This window comes from Rhodococcus sp. G6(2025) (assembly GCF_058628105.1).
On sequence record NZ_CP179750.1, the window covers coordinates 1,922,869 to 1,940,745 of the forward strand.

Annotated in this window: 15 protein-coding genes; 9 read left to right on the plus strand and 6 right to left on the minus strand. The window is 61.1% G+C overall.

The genetic code is table 11. From position 1 onward, the window contains the following. Nucleotides 1–71: 71 nt before the first annotated feature. The 5 genes from ACLIVD_RS08800 to ACLIVD_RS08820 all read right to left on the minus strand — a co-directional run bounded on the left by ACLIVD_RS08800 (nucleotide 72) and on the right by ACLIVD_RS08820 (nucleotide 5,657). Nucleotides 72–1,607, minus strand: coding sequence for an APC family permease (locus tag ACLIVD_RS08800; protein ID WP_491932289.1), 1,536 nt, complete (start codon nucleotides 1,605–1,607; stop codon nucleotides 72–74). A 78-nt stretch (nucleotides 1,608–1,685) separates the two neighbouring features. Next, entirely contained in the window at nucleotides 1,686–2,066 is a 381-nt protein-coding gene (locus ACLIVD_RS08805) for a cupin domain-containing protein (RefSeq protein ID WP_491932290.1), read from the minus strand. Further along, nucleotides 2,063–3,487 (minus strand): NAD(P)/FAD-dependent oxidoreductase, encoded by a 1,425-nt coding sequence (locus ACLIVD_RS08810; RefSeq protein WP_491932291.1) that lies wholly within the window; start codon nucleotides 3,485–3,487, stop codon nucleotides 2,063–2,065. The genes ACLIVD_RS08805 and ACLIVD_RS08810 overlap by 4 nt, the downstream gene beginning before the upstream one ends. Before the next feature lie 176 nt (nucleotides 3,488–3,663). Continuing rightward, nucleotides 3,664–5,103 carry a family 43 glycosylhydrolase gene (locus ACLIVD_RS08815; protein WP_491932292.1) on the minus strand — a complete coding sequence of 480 codons (1,440 nt, stop codon included), beginning with the start codon at nucleotides 5,101–5,103 and terminating at the stop codon, nucleotides 3,664–3,666. Between the two features lie 122 nt (nucleotides 5,104–5,225). Beyond that, complete coding sequence (locus ACLIVD_RS08820; RefSeq protein ID WP_491932865.1) at nucleotides 5,226–5,657, minus strand: nitroreductase/quinone reductase family protein; 432 nt, start codon at nucleotides 5,655–5,657, stop codon at nucleotides 5,226–5,228. 296 nt (nucleotides 5,658–5,953) lie between these two features. On the opposite strand from ACLIVD_RS08820, the gene ACLIVD_RS08825 reads away from it, so the two are divergent. Next, nucleotides 5,954–6,352 carry a hypothetical protein gene (locus ACLIVD_RS08825; protein ID WP_491932293.1) on the plus strand — a complete coding sequence of 133 codons (399 nt, stop codon included), beginning with the start codon at nucleotides 5,954–5,956 and terminating at the stop codon, nucleotides 6,350–6,352. Here the strand turns inward: ACLIVD_RS08825 and ACLIVD_RS08830 are convergent. After that, complete coding sequence (locus ACLIVD_RS08830) at nucleotides 6,336–6,839, minus strand: hypothetical protein (protein WP_491932294.1); 504 nt, start codon at nucleotides 6,837–6,839, stop codon at nucleotides 6,336–6,338. The two genes, ACLIVD_RS08825 and ACLIVD_RS08830, sit on opposite strands and share 17 nt — an antisense overlap. Nucleotides 6,840–7,622: 783 nt before the next feature. Between ACLIVD_RS08830 and ACLIVD_RS08835 the strand changes: the two genes are divergently transcribed. The 8 genes from ACLIVD_RS08835 to ACLIVD_RS08870 all read left to right on the plus strand — a co-directional run bounded on the left by ACLIVD_RS08835 (nucleotide 7,623) and on the right by ACLIVD_RS08870 (nucleotide 17,868). Next, a complete protein-coding gene (locus ACLIVD_RS08835; RefSeq protein WP_491932295.1) occupies nucleotides 7,623–9,143 on the plus strand; it encodes a sugar transferase in 1,521 nt (506 codons plus the stop codon). A gap of 336 nt (nucleotides 9,144–9,479) precedes the next feature. Continuing rightward, a complete protein-coding gene (gene wecB, locus ACLIVD_RS08840; RefSeq protein WP_491932296.1) occupies nucleotides 9,480–10,691 on the plus strand; it encodes a non-hydrolyzing UDP-N-acetylglucosamine 2-epimerase in 1,212 nt (403 codons plus the stop codon). Next, nucleotides 10,691–11,938: a UDP-N-acetyl-D-mannosamine dehydrogenase gene (gene wecC / locus ACLIVD_RS08845; protein WP_491932297.1), complete on the plus strand. Its 1,248-nt coding sequence runs from the start codon at nucleotides 10,691–10,693 to the stop codon at nucleotides 11,936–11,938. Before wecB ends, wecC begins: the two co-directional genes overlap by 1 nt. Before the next feature lie 323 nt (nucleotides 11,939–12,261). Next, a complete protein-coding gene (locus tag ACLIVD_RS08850; protein WP_491932298.1) occupies nucleotides 12,262–13,104 on the plus strand; it encodes a glycosyltransferase family 4 protein in 843 nt (280 codons plus the stop codon). Nucleotides 13,105–13,967: 863 nt separating this feature from the next. After that, the gene (locus ACLIVD_RS08855) at nucleotides 13,968–14,384 is read left to right on the plus strand and encodes a hypothetical protein (RefSeq protein ID WP_491932299.1); all 417 of its coding nucleotides are present in this window, start codon (nucleotides 13,968–13,970) and stop codon (nucleotides 14,382–14,384) included. Continuing rightward, a complete protein-coding gene (locus ACLIVD_RS08860) occupies nucleotides 14,323–15,480 on the plus strand; it encodes a glycosyltransferase (RefSeq protein WP_491932300.1) in 1,158 nt (385 codons plus the stop codon). The genes ACLIVD_RS08855 and ACLIVD_RS08860 overlap by 62 nt, the downstream gene beginning before the upstream one ends. Beyond that, nucleotides 15,477–16,343: a glycosyltransferase family 2 protein gene (locus ACLIVD_RS08865; protein WP_491932301.1), complete on the plus strand. Its 867-nt coding sequence runs from the start codon at nucleotides 15,477–15,479 to the stop codon at nucleotides 16,341–16,343. The genes ACLIVD_RS08860 and ACLIVD_RS08865 overlap by 4 nt, the downstream gene beginning before the upstream one ends. A 1-nt stretch (nucleotide 16,344) precedes the next feature. Beyond that, complete coding sequence (locus tag ACLIVD_RS08870) at nucleotides 16,345–17,868, plus strand: oligosaccharide flippase family protein (protein WP_491932302.1); 1,524 nt, start codon at nucleotides 16,345–16,347, stop codon at nucleotides 17,866–17,868. Nucleotides 17,869–17,877: the final 9 nt, after the last annotated feature.

Here is a 17,877-nt window from a genome sequence, read left to right on the forward strand (position 1 = left end):
TTGCTCGTCGTGTCGAAGACAATCGGCTCGGACATTTCGGAACTATCGCCTCTTCCTGGTGACGTGGATACTCACGATTCGGGCACCTTCACTTCGGTGTCGGCGGTGAGGGTGCGTCCGCGGAAGAAGTTCCGGGAGCCGGTCGCGAAACACAGCAACATCAGGGGGATTCCGACCACCAGCATTCCGACGCCGAGAACGAACACGCCCCCGAACGGGCCGAACGCGGTGAATCCGTAGTCGGGACGCAGCATGTCGACGGCGCTCTGGACGAAGGCCCACGTCATGCAGAGGGCACCGAGAAGCGGGAAGATGCCGCGCATGAACAGATTACGTGCCGAGTCGAGGAGTGTCCGACGGAAGTACCAGACGCACGCGTAGGCGGTGATGCCGTAGTAGAAGGCGACCGCGAGTCCGAGCGACGCCACCGAATCCTGCAGGGCGTTGGCGCTGGCGAACGACAGGACCAGGTAGAACAGCAGTGCCGCGGCTCCCATGACCAGGGTTCCGAAGCCGGGGGTCATGTATCGGGGGTGCACGGTGGAGAACCGGCGCGGCAGTGCCTCGTAGACCGCCATCGACAACGTTCCGCGGGCCGTCGGCAGGATGGTGGTCTGGGTCGAGGAGAGCGCGGAGATCGATACCGTCAGCAGCAGCAACGAGGCTGCCACCGGCCCGGCGACCGGCCCGCCCAGCGTGGTCAGCACGTCGTCGACGTTCTCGGGATTGTTCAGTCCGATCCCGGTGTCCCCGAACCCGGCGAACGACTGGACCGCGTATCCGACCAGGACATACGTGGCGACGAGAATGACCGTGGTCAAGACCGCGGCGCGGCCGGGAGTCCGCTCGGAATCCTTCGTTTCCTCACCGACCGCCAGGCAGGCGTCCCACCCCCAGTAGATGAAGATGCACAGGATGATGGCCTGTGCGGCGCTGGACATCGAGACACCGGTCGGAATGATCCAGTCCAGTCGCGGGGTGACTGCCTGCGGGCCGGCGGTGCCGCCGAACACCTTCGACAGTGCGAGGACGCTGACCCCGACGAGGACGGTGAACTGCACCGCGATCAGGACGTTCTGCAGGCGTTCGCTGATGAGGATGCCGCGAAAGCTGACGTAGGTCATGGCCGCGATGAAGAAGCAGCCCAGCAGCACCTTCGCGGCGAGCGACTCGGCTGCCGCGTGCAACCCGAGAACCTCGAACAGGTAGATCGCCGCGATCTCCGCGGTGTTGGCGAGGACGATGATCGCGGACACGGCGAGTCCCCACCCCGCCATCCAGCCGATCCACGGGCCGAACGCCTTGGTGCCCCAGGTGAACGAGGTGCCGCAGTCCGGGGTGTCCCGATTGAGCTCGCGGTAGGCGAACGCCGTGAGCAACATCGGGATGAACGCGACGAGGAACATCGACGGTGCCTTGTCGCCGACGGCCAGAACGACGTACCCCAGTGTCGCGGCGAGGCTGTAGGCGGGCGCGACCGAGGACAGCCCGATCACCGTGTTGCCGATCAATCCCAGTGCGCCGCTGTTGAGGCCCTTCGCGGTGCCGAGCGGGTCGTGGGTCTTCGAAGGCTGGGTCTTCAAGGGTGGCGGTTCGGCAATGCTCATCAAGTCTCCCTCGAGGTGTGCGGCTGCGGGCAGAGGTGCCCGTGCGGGTGTGATGAAGGGGTGTAGTGGTTTTCGCGGTTACGTTGCCGGCGCGGCGATGAAGATCTTCCGCAGCGTGTCACGCACGATCCACCGGGTCTTCTGCCCGGACCGCACGTGGACGACACTTCCGGGACCGAGTTCGAGATCGGGGGTGTCGTCGTCGAACTGCACTGTCGCGTCGCCGCTGAGTACCACGAACACCTCGTCGATCTCGACGTCGGACGAGACGCTGGGCTCGATCTCCCACACGCCGACGGTGACACCGGCGAAGTCGCCGAGCACTCGTTCGCCGACCATCGGCACGCTGTCGCCGATCACCTGCTCGTCCGGGAGGCGGTGGTAGTCGAGATCGGCGGTTCGAGCCTCGATGTGCGGTCCGGATTCCCAGGCGACGACCCCGGTCACGGGGTCGATCACGAGTCGAACCCCAATCCCACCGCGTCGAGAGCCTTGAGGAAGAGGTTCCGCCGGCCTTCCTGGTGATCGGCGCGATCGAGGGACCACCGGGTGGCGTTGATGCCGGCCGCCGCCAACGGTTCGGGCGGGAAGGGGAGGGGCATGGACTTCACCAAGTCCAACTCCGTCAATGCCGTCGTCTCACCGGACACCTTGTCGAGCATGACGTTCGCCGCGAAGCGGGAAGCGCCGACACCGAGACCGGTGAAGCCGGCCGCGTACGCGATCCGCCCCTTCGCCGCGGAACCGAAGAACGAGCAGAAGCGTGTCGACGTATCGATGACGCCACCCCACCTGTGGGTGAACTCGAGACCCTCGAGCTGCGGGAACGTCGTGAAGAAGTGGCTTGCGAGCCTCGTGTGGGACTCGGGGCGGTCTTCGAGGTCGTGGTGCATTTCCCGCCCGAAATGGTAGATCGCGTCGTATCCGCCCCAGAGGATTCGGTTGTCGCGGGTGAGCCGGTAGTAGTGGAACTGGTTGGACATGTCGGCGACGCCCTGCCGCGCGGACCATCCCACCTCCGCGAGTTGTGCGTCGGACAGCGGTTCGCTCATGAGCACGTAGTCGTACACCGGCACCGTGTGCAGCCGGTACCGCTTCAGCAGGGACGGAAAAGCATTGGTTGCCAGGATCACTCGGCCGGCCGACAGGGTCGCGGACGCCGTCCGAACGCCGACCCGGGACGACGATCGGGAGCGGACGAGATCGAGGACCTGGGTGTGCTCGAAAATCTCGACACCGTGCTCCGCACAGGCTCGGCCGAGTTCGGTGGCGAGCTTGGCCGGATGCACCAGCGCCGTGGACTGCTTGTCCCACACGCCGGCCAGATACGTGGGCGAGTTCACCTGCGCCCGCATCGCAGGCCCGTCCAGCACCGTGGTGATAGCGCTCGGCGGCGTGTCGAACACGTCCTTCGCCTGGTAATCGGCGATCGCGACCGAGATCGCGCCGTTCCGTTCGAAATCGCAGTCCAACCCCAGGGTGTGGACGGTCTTCTCGATGGCGTCGAGGTTCTCGAGCCCGAGCGCCTCCAGAGCGTCGATCTCCCCTGGCCAGCGTCTACGTCCGTTCTCGCTGCCGTGGGTCAGGCTGGCTTCGACGAACCCGCCGTTACGGCCGGATGCCGCCCATCCGATGGTCTCGCCCTCCACGAGCGCAACGGACAGGTCGGGGTGGCGCTGTTTCGCGAGCAGAGCACTCCAGAGTCCGGTGTATCCGCCGCCGACGACCACCAGGTCGTACGCGGAGTCGGCCGAGACGGCCGGGTAGGTGGGGGTGTCGGCGACGTCCTCGATCCAGAACGGTGCCAACCGAGTGCGCCGGAGCGCATGGTCGACGACCTTCGCGTTCGGTTGATTCTTCTCGAACACTGTCTGCAGCATGGAGCACCTTTGTTGGTGGAATGACCGAAAGGTGACGTGTGAGGCACGTCACCGTGGCACCCATCCTGACCTACGCTGGCCACTATTTCAATAGCGATAGGCGAGAAACATTGCGGAATCAGTTGTCGAAGTAGGAATCGGACACCGAATCGGTTGTTCCTTACTGGCCTGCCTCGTCAGCGCGCGACCGTGCCGAGGTGCAGCGACACCGAGCGGACCGGGCTGATCCTGGTCTCGTCGCCGGACTTGACGGCGTGAACGGTGCCGAACTCGACGGTCTCGTCGGGGAAGGCGCCCGCGAAGGCGTAGGCGTAATAGGTCCCCGCGACCGCATCTCCCGGCACCGTGTAGGCGATGGCCTCCTCCAGGACCTCGCCGGGCTGCAGGTCGACGTCGATCGGCCCGAAGAACGGATCGCTGGTCTGGCCGTCCGGGGAGACCGCGCTGACCCATACCTGCCCCGCATAGGGACGATCGTCGGGTGCCTCGACGAGCATGGTGGTGTCGACGGTCCCGCCGCCCGCGGGCAGTGTGGTGTCGGAATCCGCGCGCAGCGTGACCCGCACCGGCAGGTCCGTGTCGGGGTTCGCCGGCCCGGTCGACGCGGGCGAACCGTCGCCCACCTCGGGCCAGCCGTTCGCCCACACGATCCGGTCGATCATCCCTTCGCGCCGGCGGGCTCCGCTGGGCAGATCCCGGTTGTCGCGCGGAATGGCGTGGTACACGATCCAATCCGAGCCCGCGTCGTCGGAGATCACCGTGTTGTGGCCCGGCCCTGCCCACGGTTCGCTGCCGGCGAGGATGAGGGCGCCGCCACCCTCGTTCAGGTCCTGGCCCTTCCGGTCGAGGTACGGCCCCGTCAGCGACTCCGACCGGCCGACCAGGACGCGGTAGGCGGTGTCGGCGCCGTTGCAGCAATTGCCGGCCGAGAGGAACAGGTAGTAGTAGCCGTCGTGGAATTCGACGAACGGGCCTTCGAAGCGCTCGTCCGCGACGCGTACGGGTTCGCCGGCCGCCGTGGTGCCGTCCGGGCTGAGCGGGATGGCGTGGACGCCCTGGAAGTTGCCGACGAACATCGTCTTCGTCGTGCCGTCGTCCCACACGAACGGGTCGATGGTGCCGCCGACGCCGACGTCCTGGGCGCAGAACACGGGCCGGCCGAGATCGGTCCACGGTCCGGTAGGTCGATCGGCGGTGGCGAGACCGATGCAGGGGTTCGACTCGTCGTAGAGCGAGTAGTACAGGCTGAACTGACCGTCGGACTCGAGCACGTTGGGTGCCCAGGCGAGCTTGCCGTCCGGATGCCACGCGGGCCGGTCGGGGAAGACGTCGCCGAGGTACATCCAGTCCATGAGGTCGGCGGACTTGAAGATCGACATGTTGTGCATGCCCTGGCCGTCGCCCCAGTCGTCGGCGGTCGTGTACATGTAGAACATGCCGTCGGACGCGCGGACGACGCTCGGGTCGGCGGCCACCGGTTGCACGATCGCTTCGGCCGTCGCCGACGGGGCAGGCGCACCCATGAAGACGAGAAGCGTCAGGGTCGCCACGATCCACCCGCGCCGCGGGCGGTGTCGGGTGCGGGACTTGCGCAGCGCAGCATCGTCAGTGTCCACGTCGCTCCCAACCTCGCCCGCCCGGAATCCGCAAATCTATAAGGGTGAGGTCGAGGTTAAGGGTGGAACCGGCTCACAATGCCGGACTGCAACCGAACCGTGTTCTGCCGCCGTGACCGGCGTCAGGTCGTGGGGTCGAGCAGAACCAGGGGGATCTCGCGGTCCGTTTTCTTCTGGTAGCCGGCGTATCCCTTGTAGGCGGCGGTCACCTTCGGCCACAGACGGGCCCGCTCCTCGGGCGTTGCCACGTGGGCGCGCATGGACTGCGCGGGGTTTCCCTGGAGCGACAGTTGGACCACCGGGTTGGCCTGCAGGTTCAGGAACCACGCGGGGTGGCGGTCATCGCCGCCGCGTGAGGCCACCACGACGAGCGTGTCGCCTTCCCGCACCGGCACGGTCAACATGACGCTGTGCACCTTCCCGGTCTTGCGGCCGACGGTGGTCAACTCCACCGCCGGCATCTTGCCGAAACTCCGCCCCACCCGCCCACCGGTCACGCGCAGGAGAGCGCGGTGGGCGGCGTTCATGAACTTGAGTCCGCGGTCCGTCGGCATGGTTTTCAGCGTAACGGCTTCAATGTCCGCCGGAGGCTGCCCGCGCTGTTGACGGACGGTCGTCGACGAGTTCACTCCGGCCTCGCCGGCGATTCCGGCGAGTTCCGCGCCGACCGACTCGTGCGGCTCGTCCGCGGTCACCTCCTTCTGCGGGCACCCCGCACCCCAGGCGCTGTGGCCCGATCGGGGGACATCCGAATCATCCGATTCAAGGCCCGATCGGGGGACAGCCGCGGCACCCGATTCGCGACAGGATGATTCTCATGCGAGTCGGACGCAGGAACAGGACGAGGTAGATGTCGACGATTGCGAGCACCACGTTGGCCGAGGTGGCGTCCGAGTGGTGCACCGAGGCGGAGATTCAGGTGCAGTCGTCGGCCGTCGCGGGCGGACGGAACATCACGCGGAGTGTGCTGTTCATCGGCAACCCGTCCACCGTCACCGAAGTGACGCACTGGGCCGCCGTGCGGCACTGGACGGTGGAGCAGGGGCTGAAACCCGTACGCGAACTCCAGGGGGACGTGCTGTACGCGATCGTCACCGAGGCTGTCGCCGACGGCACCTGCGCGCCGGCGGATGCGGCGGTCGTGCAGCGTGTGCGCGCCCGCGGCCTGGACTGCATCCCCGTCTACGACATCGAGCCGTGGGGGACGGCCCGGCTGTCCGGTGCGCTGCCGCCTACGTCGGCTCCGTGAGCGCGCGCTGGGCCGCGGGCCAGAATTCGAATCCTGCGGTCATCAGCCCGCCGAGCCCGATGATGATCACCGCGGCGTCGACGCTGGTCCGCCCTTCCTTCGCCCAGTAGACGTCTTCCAGATCCAGCAGCAACGCCAACTCGTCGACGATGAGCGCGGTGCCGACGCCGTACGAGATGGGCACCGTCGGATGGCGACGCTGCTTCTCGGAGCCGCGCACCGCCACGGCCCCGACCCCGGCCAGCGCCGCGATGCCGAGGTTGTAATGGTGGAAATGACGGCCGTGGAGACTCAACCCACCGCCGGCCGGTCCGTGCCCGCGCCTGATCCAATGAGTCAGCGCCCGCACCCCCGCGAACGTCAGCGTGAACGCGCCCCACGACACCACCGCCGACTGCTCACTCGGGTCGAGCTTCCTCCGCCACGCAACACGCAGACGGCGCCAGCGACTGCGGTGGGGTGCGTTATCGAGCGGGCGACTGGTCACGGCGTCAATCGTGCCACTGACGCACGTGGTCCATGTGGAATTCGGTCACAGAGCGACGGATAGGCCTATTACGGCAACCGGGAAGGAATACCGACCCCCGTCAAACGTTTCTCGACCGTGCCCGCCCTCCACGTCGGAGGGCGGGCATTACTCAGTTAGGCATTGACGCTGCCGAAATTCAGCGCATGCACCAGTTCCGAGCCGAACGAGAAAAGCATTCCCCAGGGGGTATTCCAAATGCTGTCTCTATCCACGTGAGCACTCCCGTTGATCGTGATGGTTCGGCGCCCGATCGTAGTGCGGCCAGTCGGTCGCCTATGCGGTGGTCCCGCAGCATCATTCACGCAAATGACAGAAGTGCCAGTGGAATCGCGCCCTTTGGCATGCCGCGGATCGCCGCAATGGGTGTACTCCGGTTCGGGTCGCTGGGTGGCGTGGAGGCTGGCATGAACGCGTCAACCTGATCTGACTCTCGAGTAGAGTTCGCGCAAAATACCGGAACTTTTTTCGATACGCCAGGACCTTAGGCCCTATTCACGGTGCCTGGTGTGGTGTACGCAGTGTCATTCAATCGGTGTACAGCGCCGTGACCTGCACAGGAACCTGTTCTCGCCGTTCGGATCTCGTGATTGTGACTCTCATCACTCCGGTTGTAACGAAGTTGGTTGAAGGTGCGATCATCATGTCGGCAGCAATACAGGGGGGCGGTCGTCATTCACCGCCAACAGTCGGAAGACAGCAACGCTTGCCGGCTTATTGGTTCTCAGGTGGAAGGCAACGAATGTGACCGCATTCGATGTTCCGCTCGGCCCCGCATCGGGTGCGCCGGGTGCGACAACGGTCTCTTCGGAGACGGGACGACTCGGGAGTCGTCGAGAGTGGCAGGCGGCGTACATCCGGCGTCTGTTGATCTCCGACACCCTGGTAGTGATCGCTGCTGTCGCATTGGCCCAGTGGATTCGCTTCGGCGACAGTGGTGTTCTGACTGCCGGCCAAACCCTCCACGACCTGAGCTACACGCTCGTTTCGGCCCTGCTGGTGGCCGCGTGGCTGGTGACTTTGGTGATCTTCCGGACCCGCACCATCCGGGTCATCGGGAGTGGTCCCGACGAGTACCGCCGGATCTTCGTATCGACGGTGCGTCTCTTCGGATTCATCGCGATCCTGGCGCTCCTTTTCAGGCTTGACCTGGCACGTCTCTATCTGGCAATCGCATTCCCGGTTGGCTTGATTGCCCTGATGGTGAACCGCTGGGTGTGGCGCAAGGTGGTCGCGCGGAAGCGTTCGCGGGGGGAATTTCAGACCTCCGTCCTGGTGGTCGGCGGAGAGCGCTCAGTGCGGAATCTTGCCGAATCCTTCGCCCGCGGCACTGCTGACGGCTATCAAGTTGTCGGCGTGTGCATCCCAGGTCATTCGGGCCGGCACGGTGACGTGATCACCGTTAGTGGCCGCGACATTCCCGTGCTCGGTAGCGAGCGCGACGTTGTCCAATCGCTGGAGTTCTGCAAGGCAGACACAGTGGCCGTCACGGCCACCGAGCATCTCGGTCACGACGGAATGCGGGACCTGGCGTGGGCGCTCGAGCCCCACAACGTCGACCTTGTCGTCGCTCCCGGAATGATGGACGTCTCGGGCCCCCGCTTATCGATGCGACCCGTTGCCGGCCTTCCACTGATCCATGTGGAGAAGCCGCAGTACCACGGTGCCCAAAAGTTCTCGAAGCTCTCCTTCGACTTCGCGTTCGCCATTCTCGCGCTTACCCTGATCAGCCCGGTTCTGTTTGTCGTCGCGTTGGCCATCAAGCTGACTAGCAAGGGCCCAGTTCTATACAAGTCCGAGCGAATGGGACTCGACGGCAGGCCATTTCCAATGCTCAAGTTCCGCAGCATGGTGGTGGACGCAGATAAGCAGATTGATTCGCTATTGATGGCCAACGAGGGTGCCGGCGTGCTGTTCAAGATTCGCGCGGATCCAAGGGTCACGAGGGTTGGGCGCCTAATACGCAAGTACAGCATCGACGAGCTGCCCCAATTCATTAATGTGTTGCGTCGCGAGATGAGCGTTGTCGGACCACGTCCTCCATTACGCAGAGAGGTAGAAGCCTACGACGGGACAGTACGACGCAGATTACTGGTCAAGCCCGGGATTACCGGATTGTGGCAAGTGAGCGGGCGATCGGACCTCTCCTGGGAAGAGTCTGTGCGACTTGACCTCTCGTATGTGGAGAACTGGTCGATGATCGGCGACGCGCTAATCATCGGAAAGACAGTCAGAGCGGTGGTGGCAGGTCATGGAGCGTACTAAAGCCCAGCCAGTACGGCGTCAACCCCACTTGCAAATGGAGGCCATTGGGCACACGTGATGTTGGCTGGCTACCGCTCGGCCCGCGTTGCCTGGCAGGGGTTTCAACTCAAATCGAGATGGAACTCGTGCCCTCTGCACGACCAGCGAACCTATCGTCCAGTGGCGCCTTGGCAATCGAACACATTGCACAAGGGCATTGCTGCTGTAGGCCGGTGGAGCCCTCCAAGCGGTTTCGTCCCCCTTACTCATCAATTCCGAAATGGCGCAAACGAACGCTGTTTGAGCCACGTCATCTGCGACGACTCGCTTCGCACCAAACTATGCATGGAGTACACAGTGGCAACGACCGAGAGCGACCAACGCCTAGTTATGCTCGTCTTCGGGACCCGACCTGAAGCGATCAAAATGGCACCGCTGGTGCGCGTCCTACGCGAATCGAATCGCTATCGACCCTACGTTCTTGTGACTGCTCAGCATCGGGAGATGCTCGATCAGGTTCTCTCCATCTTCGGCATACAGCCAGATCTGGATCTTAACCTCATGGAACCAGGACAGACGCTAGACCGACTCACCGCTCGCACGGTTAGTGGAGTGGCAAACGCGATCCGTAAAGTTCGTCCTGATGCGCTCATGGTTCAAGGCGACACGACCACGACCTTTGCGGCCGCGTTGGCGGCGTTCTACGAGGACGTCCCAGTGATCCACGTAGAAGCAGGGCTGCGCACGGGAACGGCGCGATCGCCATTTCCCGAAGAGATGAACCGCATGCTCACTTCGCGGTTGGCGCACTTACACCTACCGCCGACAGCCCCGTCTGCCTCGAATCTTTTGCGCGAATTGGTATCTCCGGAATCAATTTGCGTGACTGGAAATACTGTGATTGACGCGCTGCATCAGACACTAGACATGGCACACGTATGGAGCGATCCGGAGTTGGAGCGTCTCACTTCCTCAGATCGCAGGACGATCCTTGTGACCGCCCACAGACGCGAATCTTGGGGATCGCCTATGTGTCAAGCTAGCTGGGCGATCAGAGATGTGCTTGACGCATATGACGACGTCCAAGTCATTTTCCCAATGCATCGAAATCCGGTCGTTCGTGAGGCGGTGGCACCGGCGCTGGCTGATCACGCACGCGCTCACCTTGTTGAGCCAGCGCAGTATCATGATTTCGCCAGGCTGATGGCGGCAGCTCACATTATCCTCACCGACAGCGGCGGTGTGCAGGAGGAGGGGCCGAGCCTCGGTAAGCCGGTGTTGGTTATGCGCGAAAGCACTGAACGCCCCGAAGCGGTCGCTGCCGGCACGGCGAAACTGGTTGGTACTTCACGTGCTCACATTTCCGCTGAACTCTCGGAACTTCTCGACGACCGCACCGCATACCTGCGCATGGCCAACGCAGTGAATCCCTATGGAGATGGAAGCGCCGCCGCGCGCACTGTTCTTGCTCTCGACTACATGTTCGGATTCGGGCCAAAGCCTGATGATTTTGCACCTGTCTCGCTCGACAATACGCCGAGCGAACTGTTCACCTACTCGGAGATATAATGCGCGCCAAGAGAGTTGCAGTTGTCGGCCTCGGCTACATTGGATTGCCAACGGCGGCAGCGCTGGCGACGGGCGGCGTCGATGTGATCGGCGTGGACGTAAATGAATCTACGATTGCTGCCGTGAATCGCGGCGAGGTTCCCTTCCTCGAGCCTGATCTAGCAGTGGCAGTTAGTGGTGCGGTCGCCCGTGGGAATCTGATGGCTCAAATGGAGATGCCCGAAGCAGACGTGTTCATCGTCGCGGTTCCTACTCCGTTTACCGAGAGCCGCCGAGCTGACCTTACATACGTGAGGCAGGCGGCTGAGGCTATTGCCCCGGTGCTCAAAGTTGGCGATGTCGTGATCCTAGAGTCGACGTCCCCGCCTGGAGCGACGAGGCAGCTAAGTGGCTGGATGGCCGATATGCGGCCGGACTTGGCCTTCCCGACAAGCGCCCAAGGGCGTCCCGATGTCTTTGTTGCGCACTGCCCGGAACGGGTATTGCCCGGACGTATCATGATCGAGATTGTCACCAATGATCGTGTGGTTGGCGGTCTGACGAGGGAATGTGCGGAGCGTGCGGCAGAGATCTACCGCATATTCTGCCAGGGGGAGATCGTCTATACGGATGCGGACAGCGCAGAACTCGCGAAGCTTACAGAAAACGCATTTCGCGATGTGAACATTGCCTTTGCCAATGAGATCTCCATGGTGTGCGATCAGCTGAAACTGGACGTATGGGAAGTCATTCGGATGGCGAACCGACACCCGCGAGTCAATATACTCAGTCCAGGCCCTGGTGTGGGAGGGCATTGCATCGCAGTGGATCCGTGGTTCATTGTGGACGCTGCGCCAGAGACAGCGAAACTTATCCGAGTCGCGCGCGAGGTGAATGACGCCAAGCCGCAACAAGTGATCGGCCAAGTTGTAGAACGGGCGAAGCGATTGGTTGACCCTGTAATAGCCTGTCTCGGACTGGCTTTCAAAGCCAATATCGACGACCTGCGCGAAAGCCCGGCTGTGCAGATTGTCAGCCAATTGTCGTCGGCGCTTCCGGATGCGCGCATCTTGGCCGTCGAGCCAAATGTCAAGGATCTGCCTCAAGAGCTCGCAGATCGGACGAATGTGGAGGTAATGGAGACAGGGCTCGCAGTCGAGCGAGCCGATATAGTTTTGCTCTTGGTGGACCACTCGGAGTTCCGAAACGTACGGCGTACCGCACTCCAAGGCAAGATAGTCTTCGACACTCGTGGATTCTGGCGTTAAATGAGGCAAGCGTCATTTCTTGCGGCGACTGATTGTGTCGTCCTTCATCGTGAACCTAGGGTTGGCGACAAAAAATGAGTCGACACGCGCACAATGTCGTTCAATTCGCAATTATCGGGCCAAGCCTCGAAGCTGTCGGAGGTGTAAGTAGCTATACCGACATGCTTATGTCCCGATTTGGGGATGGCACGGCCAAGCACATTAGCTTTTGGCTGCCACGGCGCGCGCAGTCTTCCGGCTGGGGGTATCGGGACATCCTTTACCATCTAGTGGTCATGGCTAGGGTCGCGCGACTGAGCCGGCAGGTCAAGGTCGTTCATGTCATGGTCACTTCTGCTCCAAATGCCCTTGCTCGAGAGCTCTCGCTCATCTTGATTGCAAGGATATGTGGCGGAAAGGTGCTGGGTCATTTCCACGGAGGCTTGTTCGAGGAGAACGCAGCGAGATCGCGAGTTTATCAAAGCCTACTTCGGATGGCCTTGCACACGATAACTCGAGGTGTCGTGCTTTCCGAAGAAATGTTGAGCGGATTTCTCATTTTATGCCCAACGATTGAACACAAAGTGTCAATTCTTGAGAACCCTGTCGCAGAGGTCTTCTTCAACGCGCGGAGAAAGACTCAGCCAGACGGGAAATTTCGAGTTCTATGCCTCGGAGAGGTGGGCAAGAGGAAGGGGCAGATCGCGCTGATGGAAGTTGCCGACAGCCTAGATGATGGAATCCGGCTGGTACTGGGAGGCCCTATCTCTCCGGACGCTCGGTCGGAGTTCGAAGATGCGCTTGAGCGCTTCGCGGATACCGAATATGTAGGCGTCGCGAGGGGAGAAGGATTGCTGGCCTTGTACCGTGAGGCCGACTGCTTCTGTCTGTTCAGCTCTGCAGAAGCACTGCCGATCTCGATTCTGGAAGCGATGGCTGCCGGTTTACCGGTGGTCGCGACGGATGTGGGCGCCGTGTCTAGCGTCGTGACGCCAGACGTCGGCGTGACTGTGGCCCCTGGTGACCGGGTTGCTCTAGCCCTGGCACTGAACGCGCTTCGGTCCGATCGGACTAGGCGCATAGAGATGGGTTCCCAGGGGTCGCTTCTGGCGCGTCAACGTTTCTCGCTGGCGGCCCATTTCGACAAGCTATCGCTTGTGTATAGCGCGATTTCGGAGGGGTCCTGATGCGGCAAATTGGTGACGCCGGACTCGCAGCCAGAGATGTCTCGGCGCGGCTGTTGAGCCGATCGCTAGACAAGCTTTGGCGCGAGGATTCCGATGAGCGTCGACTGCACGACGGTCGGCAACTCGCAAAGGTGTTTCGTAGCGCTATGCGGCTTGAAGGATATACCGGGCGTTTGCCCCGGGCAATCGAATCACGTGATATTTGGAATCTTTACGCAGAGATTTCTCCTCTAGGAAAGACCGATCTTCGTGGCAGAGAGCCCGAGTTTTCGCAGCGGTATGGTCTAACAGCGTCGACAAGCGGAACGACTGGTACCCCGTTGCGCCTGCTGCGCTCCCCTCGGAGCGTACTGATGGAGGAGGCCTGGGTAAGCCACTGTAGAGCGTGGGCTGGTTACCGCAGTGGGGAACCAACCGCCATTCTTCGTGGCGCAACCCTGCCCGTGGGGGACTCACTCGTGCCCCATCGTCTGGTCTCGGGTCGTCGCACCATTCTTCTGTCGTCGTATCACCTAACCGATGCCACTGTTGCGGAGTATCTTCGACTGCTCCGCCAACACGAAACGAAATGGATCGTTGCGTACCCATCCTCGATTGCCACGCTCACTATGTTGTGTCTTCGGCGCGGGTTCGAGTTTCCCCGGCTGTCGGGAATATTCACTTCGTCGGAGACTCTGGCCCCCGAAGTCCGAGAGGTGGTTCAGTCCGCGTGGGACTGCAAGATTTGGGATCACTACGGCAATGCGGAGCGAACGATCGCCGCGACACAGTGTGAGGCCGCGCGATATCACCTACTCCCGGGCTACGCCCTGGTTGAACGGACACCTGGTCCCGTTCTGACTACGTCACTGCTGAATCATGCTATGCCCCTTATCAAATATGAGGTTTCGGACCAGATCGAGGGATGGTCGGACGAGACCTGTGAGTGTGGTCGGGGTGGTCTTACCATCACTGCCGTGACTGGGCGGGTCGAGGACATCGTGTTTGGCGCGGATGATCGGCGAATTGGTCGGCTCGACCATGTATTCAAGGGAATCAGAGGGATTCTCTCAGCGCAATTTGTCCAAGAGGAACGGGGGCAGCTCACGGTCCGGGTAGTACCGACTCTGGCCGGCCCGCAGGCGGACATTGAGGAGCATTTGCGTGCAAGGGTAGTCGAGAGAACTGGGCCGATCCGAGTGTCCGTCCAAATCTGCACTGAGCTTGAACAACTGCCCAATGGAAAAGTGCCGTTCGTTATTCAACGCGTCCCGGTGGTCGTGGGTGAGGACCTTGCGTGAGCTCCGGGCGCTCTTCGTTGCGCCAAACCTGAACGTTGGTGGCGCGGAGCGACAATGGTCCGATCTGATTCCGAGACTGACGGACTACGACGTAAGTCCCACAGTGCTGACCCTCGATGGCAGGGGGCCATTCTTTGAGTCGCTGGCGTCCCAAGGGGTGCCGGTTCACTGTGCAGGTTGGACATCGCGTCTTGACGCAAGGAACTTGGCGCGGGTGTGGAAGGGGTTGCATCTTGATGTCGACGTCATTGTCACGCGCGGCCTCAGCGCGCAACTCGCTGCCTACCGTCTTTCCCGCATGCTGCATATTCCGTACGTAGTCACGGAGCACACCCAGTACGAGCTTCTTCCGCCGCGAGGCTACCGGCCATGGCTCCTCCGGATGCTCGCGCGAAGGGCGCCGGCAGTGATATCTGTGAGTTCGTGTCAATTAGACGGGCTAGTTCGGTTTGGATACGACCCACAGCGAATCACGACGATTCCAAATGGTGTCGCGAGGGTTCTGCCCTCGAACGCTGAGGATATCAAGCGCCACCGTGAGAGACTTGGCGTGCGCGAGGAGTCTGTGATTGTGATGCTCGTCGCCACCCTTAGACCGGAGAAACGGGTCGACGATTTTATTCGTGTCATTCGCCGAGTCAGAGGCATGGGGCTCGACGTTGAGGGCATCGTTGTCGGCGGGGGAACGCAATTAGCACACCTACGTGAGCTCTCCCGTAAGTCCGGCGACCACGTGCGGTTCCTCGGCCAGATGGAGCAGGTGAGCGATCTGTGGAGAGTCGCGGATATTGCGTGTCTAACGAGCGAGCACGAGGTTATGTCGATGACTCTTTTGGAAGCGATGGCAAACGGAATCCCGCTGGTTGCCACTGATGTTGGTGCTTCACGCGAATTGTGCGTAGACGCCCTCAATGGCTATTTGGCTCAGGTTGGAGATATCGATCGGATGGCTTCCGCGATTTCGGAGTTGGCTTCTGATTCGTCCTTGCGGAAAGCTATGGGTTCCCAGAGCCGAAAGCTACAGCATCAAAACTATGACATCGATCTGATGGCGCAAAATTACGCGGCCGCATTCAAGTCGGTGATCGGGCAATGAACTCCGACGGCAAGACGAGCGTGTTAATTGTCAGCTACCGACGCCCCGACCTTGTACGCAAATGTCTTGAGAGCGCATTTCGATGGCTTCCGAATGATTCGCGCATTTATGTTTGGGACAACCTTTCTCAAGACACTGAGGGAATTCGCGATCTTGCGAGGAGCTATCAGTCTGTCAAGTGGTATTTCAGTGAAGAGAATATTGGCTTTGCTGCCGCAGTGAATCGCATGGCCGAGCGAATTGCGCCTAGTCAGTTCCTCTTGCTGTTGAATCCAGACGCCGAGCTCCGGGCGCCAATAGCTCCACTCGTAGATTCGATGTGTGATTCGCGGGTTGCCGCTGCGGGTCCGTGCTTCGCTCCGGCTGCTGGTGCCCACAGATGGGACAACGCTCGACCGCTATCGAATCCGTTTGCCGCAGCAGTCGAGACGGCGGGCGCAGGACGATTTGTGCACTTGCCGGTCGTGCGAAGTCGATATCCAAGCTACCGCAGGGAAGTCGGCTACCTCAGTGGAGCATGCCTTTTGATCCGACGAGATGCGTGGCTCGAAGTCGGCGCATTTGACGAGCGATTCTGGCTATATAGCGAAGAGATGGATTGGGCAAAGCGTGCGCGGCGCGCAGGGTGGCGCCTTGCGCAAGTTGAGGAGACGGTGGTCGAGCACGAAAGCGGAGGAACTGTTGCCGACGACCACTTGCTTTCACGGTCAAGCGATGACCGATTGAAGAATTCGATTCGTATGTATATCCGTAAGCACTACACAGTGTTGGGTCTTGCTCTTTATGAAGCTTTGTGGCGCGCGCTCCGTGGGGTATTCGTCCTTTCGCGCTTATGGCGGCGAACTAGCTTCGGTAGGCGTTGAAGTGACACGACGCACATTCCGTTATAATTTGTCGAATCGGATTTGGGGCCAATTACCTCAGGTCGCCCGAGATTTTCTGAGTCAAGGAACCTCGGGATATCTCGGCGCTTTCCTCATGTTTTTGCGGGGCCTCGTTCTTGCTGTCTTGCTCTCGCCGGCTGAACTGGGAGTCGTAGCTGCTGTCAGTCTGCTGACGTCCTTCGCGCAGTTTGCAGATCTCGGTGGCACCGCTGCTATGGAGCAGCGAATCCCCGAGCTGGCGCATGAGGGCGATCGGACGCGGACGGAAGCGGCGCGGCGAGCGGGATTCGGGTCGAAGCTGGTCGGTACGTCTGTCGCATCAATCGGTGTTCTCGTGTTCTTGGTACTTTCTCCGCCAGACGATCGAGACCTGTCGTTCGCTCTATACATTGCGGTCCTACTTTTCCCGGTCCAAGGTGTGGTTTTTGGGCAACAGTCCTATTTCCGCGCCACCCGGCAGTTCGGGACTCTCGCCCGCCTGGTCACGTTCGGTACCATTTTGAACTTGATCGGAGCTGCCATTGGAGGACTGATCGCGGGTCTACCCGGAATAATGGTCTGCCAATTGCTTGCTTCCCTGGGGACGCTGACCATTGGTCTGAGAAGTGGGGTTAGAGTTGGCATAGGAAAACGGTTGCCTTGGCGCGATATGCTGAAGCTCATCCGATTTGGATGGCCGTTAGTACTACTGGCATTCGCACAATACAGCCTGGTGTATGTTGACCAGATCGTGACAGCCTGGAAACTGGGTGGGGAATCTCTCGGTGCATATAGCCTTGTCACTAACTTCGGCACGATGCTCTACTTTGTTCCGATGACCGTCAGCACCATCGTCGCCCCACGGCTACTTGCGAATTTTTCCGCCCATCGGAACTTGGACGCACTAGCCGTTTTCTGCTGGCGACCCACTGAAGTTCTTCGTATCGCCTTTCCTGCATTGATCGCAGTCGGTTGGACAGGTGTGTGGACGATTCTCCAAACTGTTCTGGGGAAGTATGAATCTGCCGCTGGCTCGGCTACCCTCATATACTTAGTATCGATATATTTTCTTGGAGTTAATCTGGGCCCGAATGCAACCCTTATAGCGCTGCGGCGGCATGTGTGGAATGTCCCAATCATTCTCGCCATCGTTGCCTTAAATATTGTTGCCGATCTCGTGTTAATCGATACCCTAGGGCCAGGTCTAGAGCAGATCGCGTGGGGGTCTGTCATTGCTTATGCGTCTTACATGTTGCTTCATTTTATTCTGGTATTGCGGCAGTTCACAGCAAATTGGGCAGTCGTGTCGCGGATGTTGATCCGATATCTGTGGCCGGGGCTGGTAGTAGCTGCGGCGGTGTTCGTGGTGCTTTACTTCGTTTCGGCTGGGTCGGTTTGGTCCGTTTACTGGATTTCCTTGGTGGGGTTTTCGCTCACGATATTTCTCGGACTGCGGAACCACTGGGGGAGCAAACATCCGTTCAAAGGGGAGGTGGTTGCTCGTGCGGAGTCAATCAGAGATTGATGTTTGGAT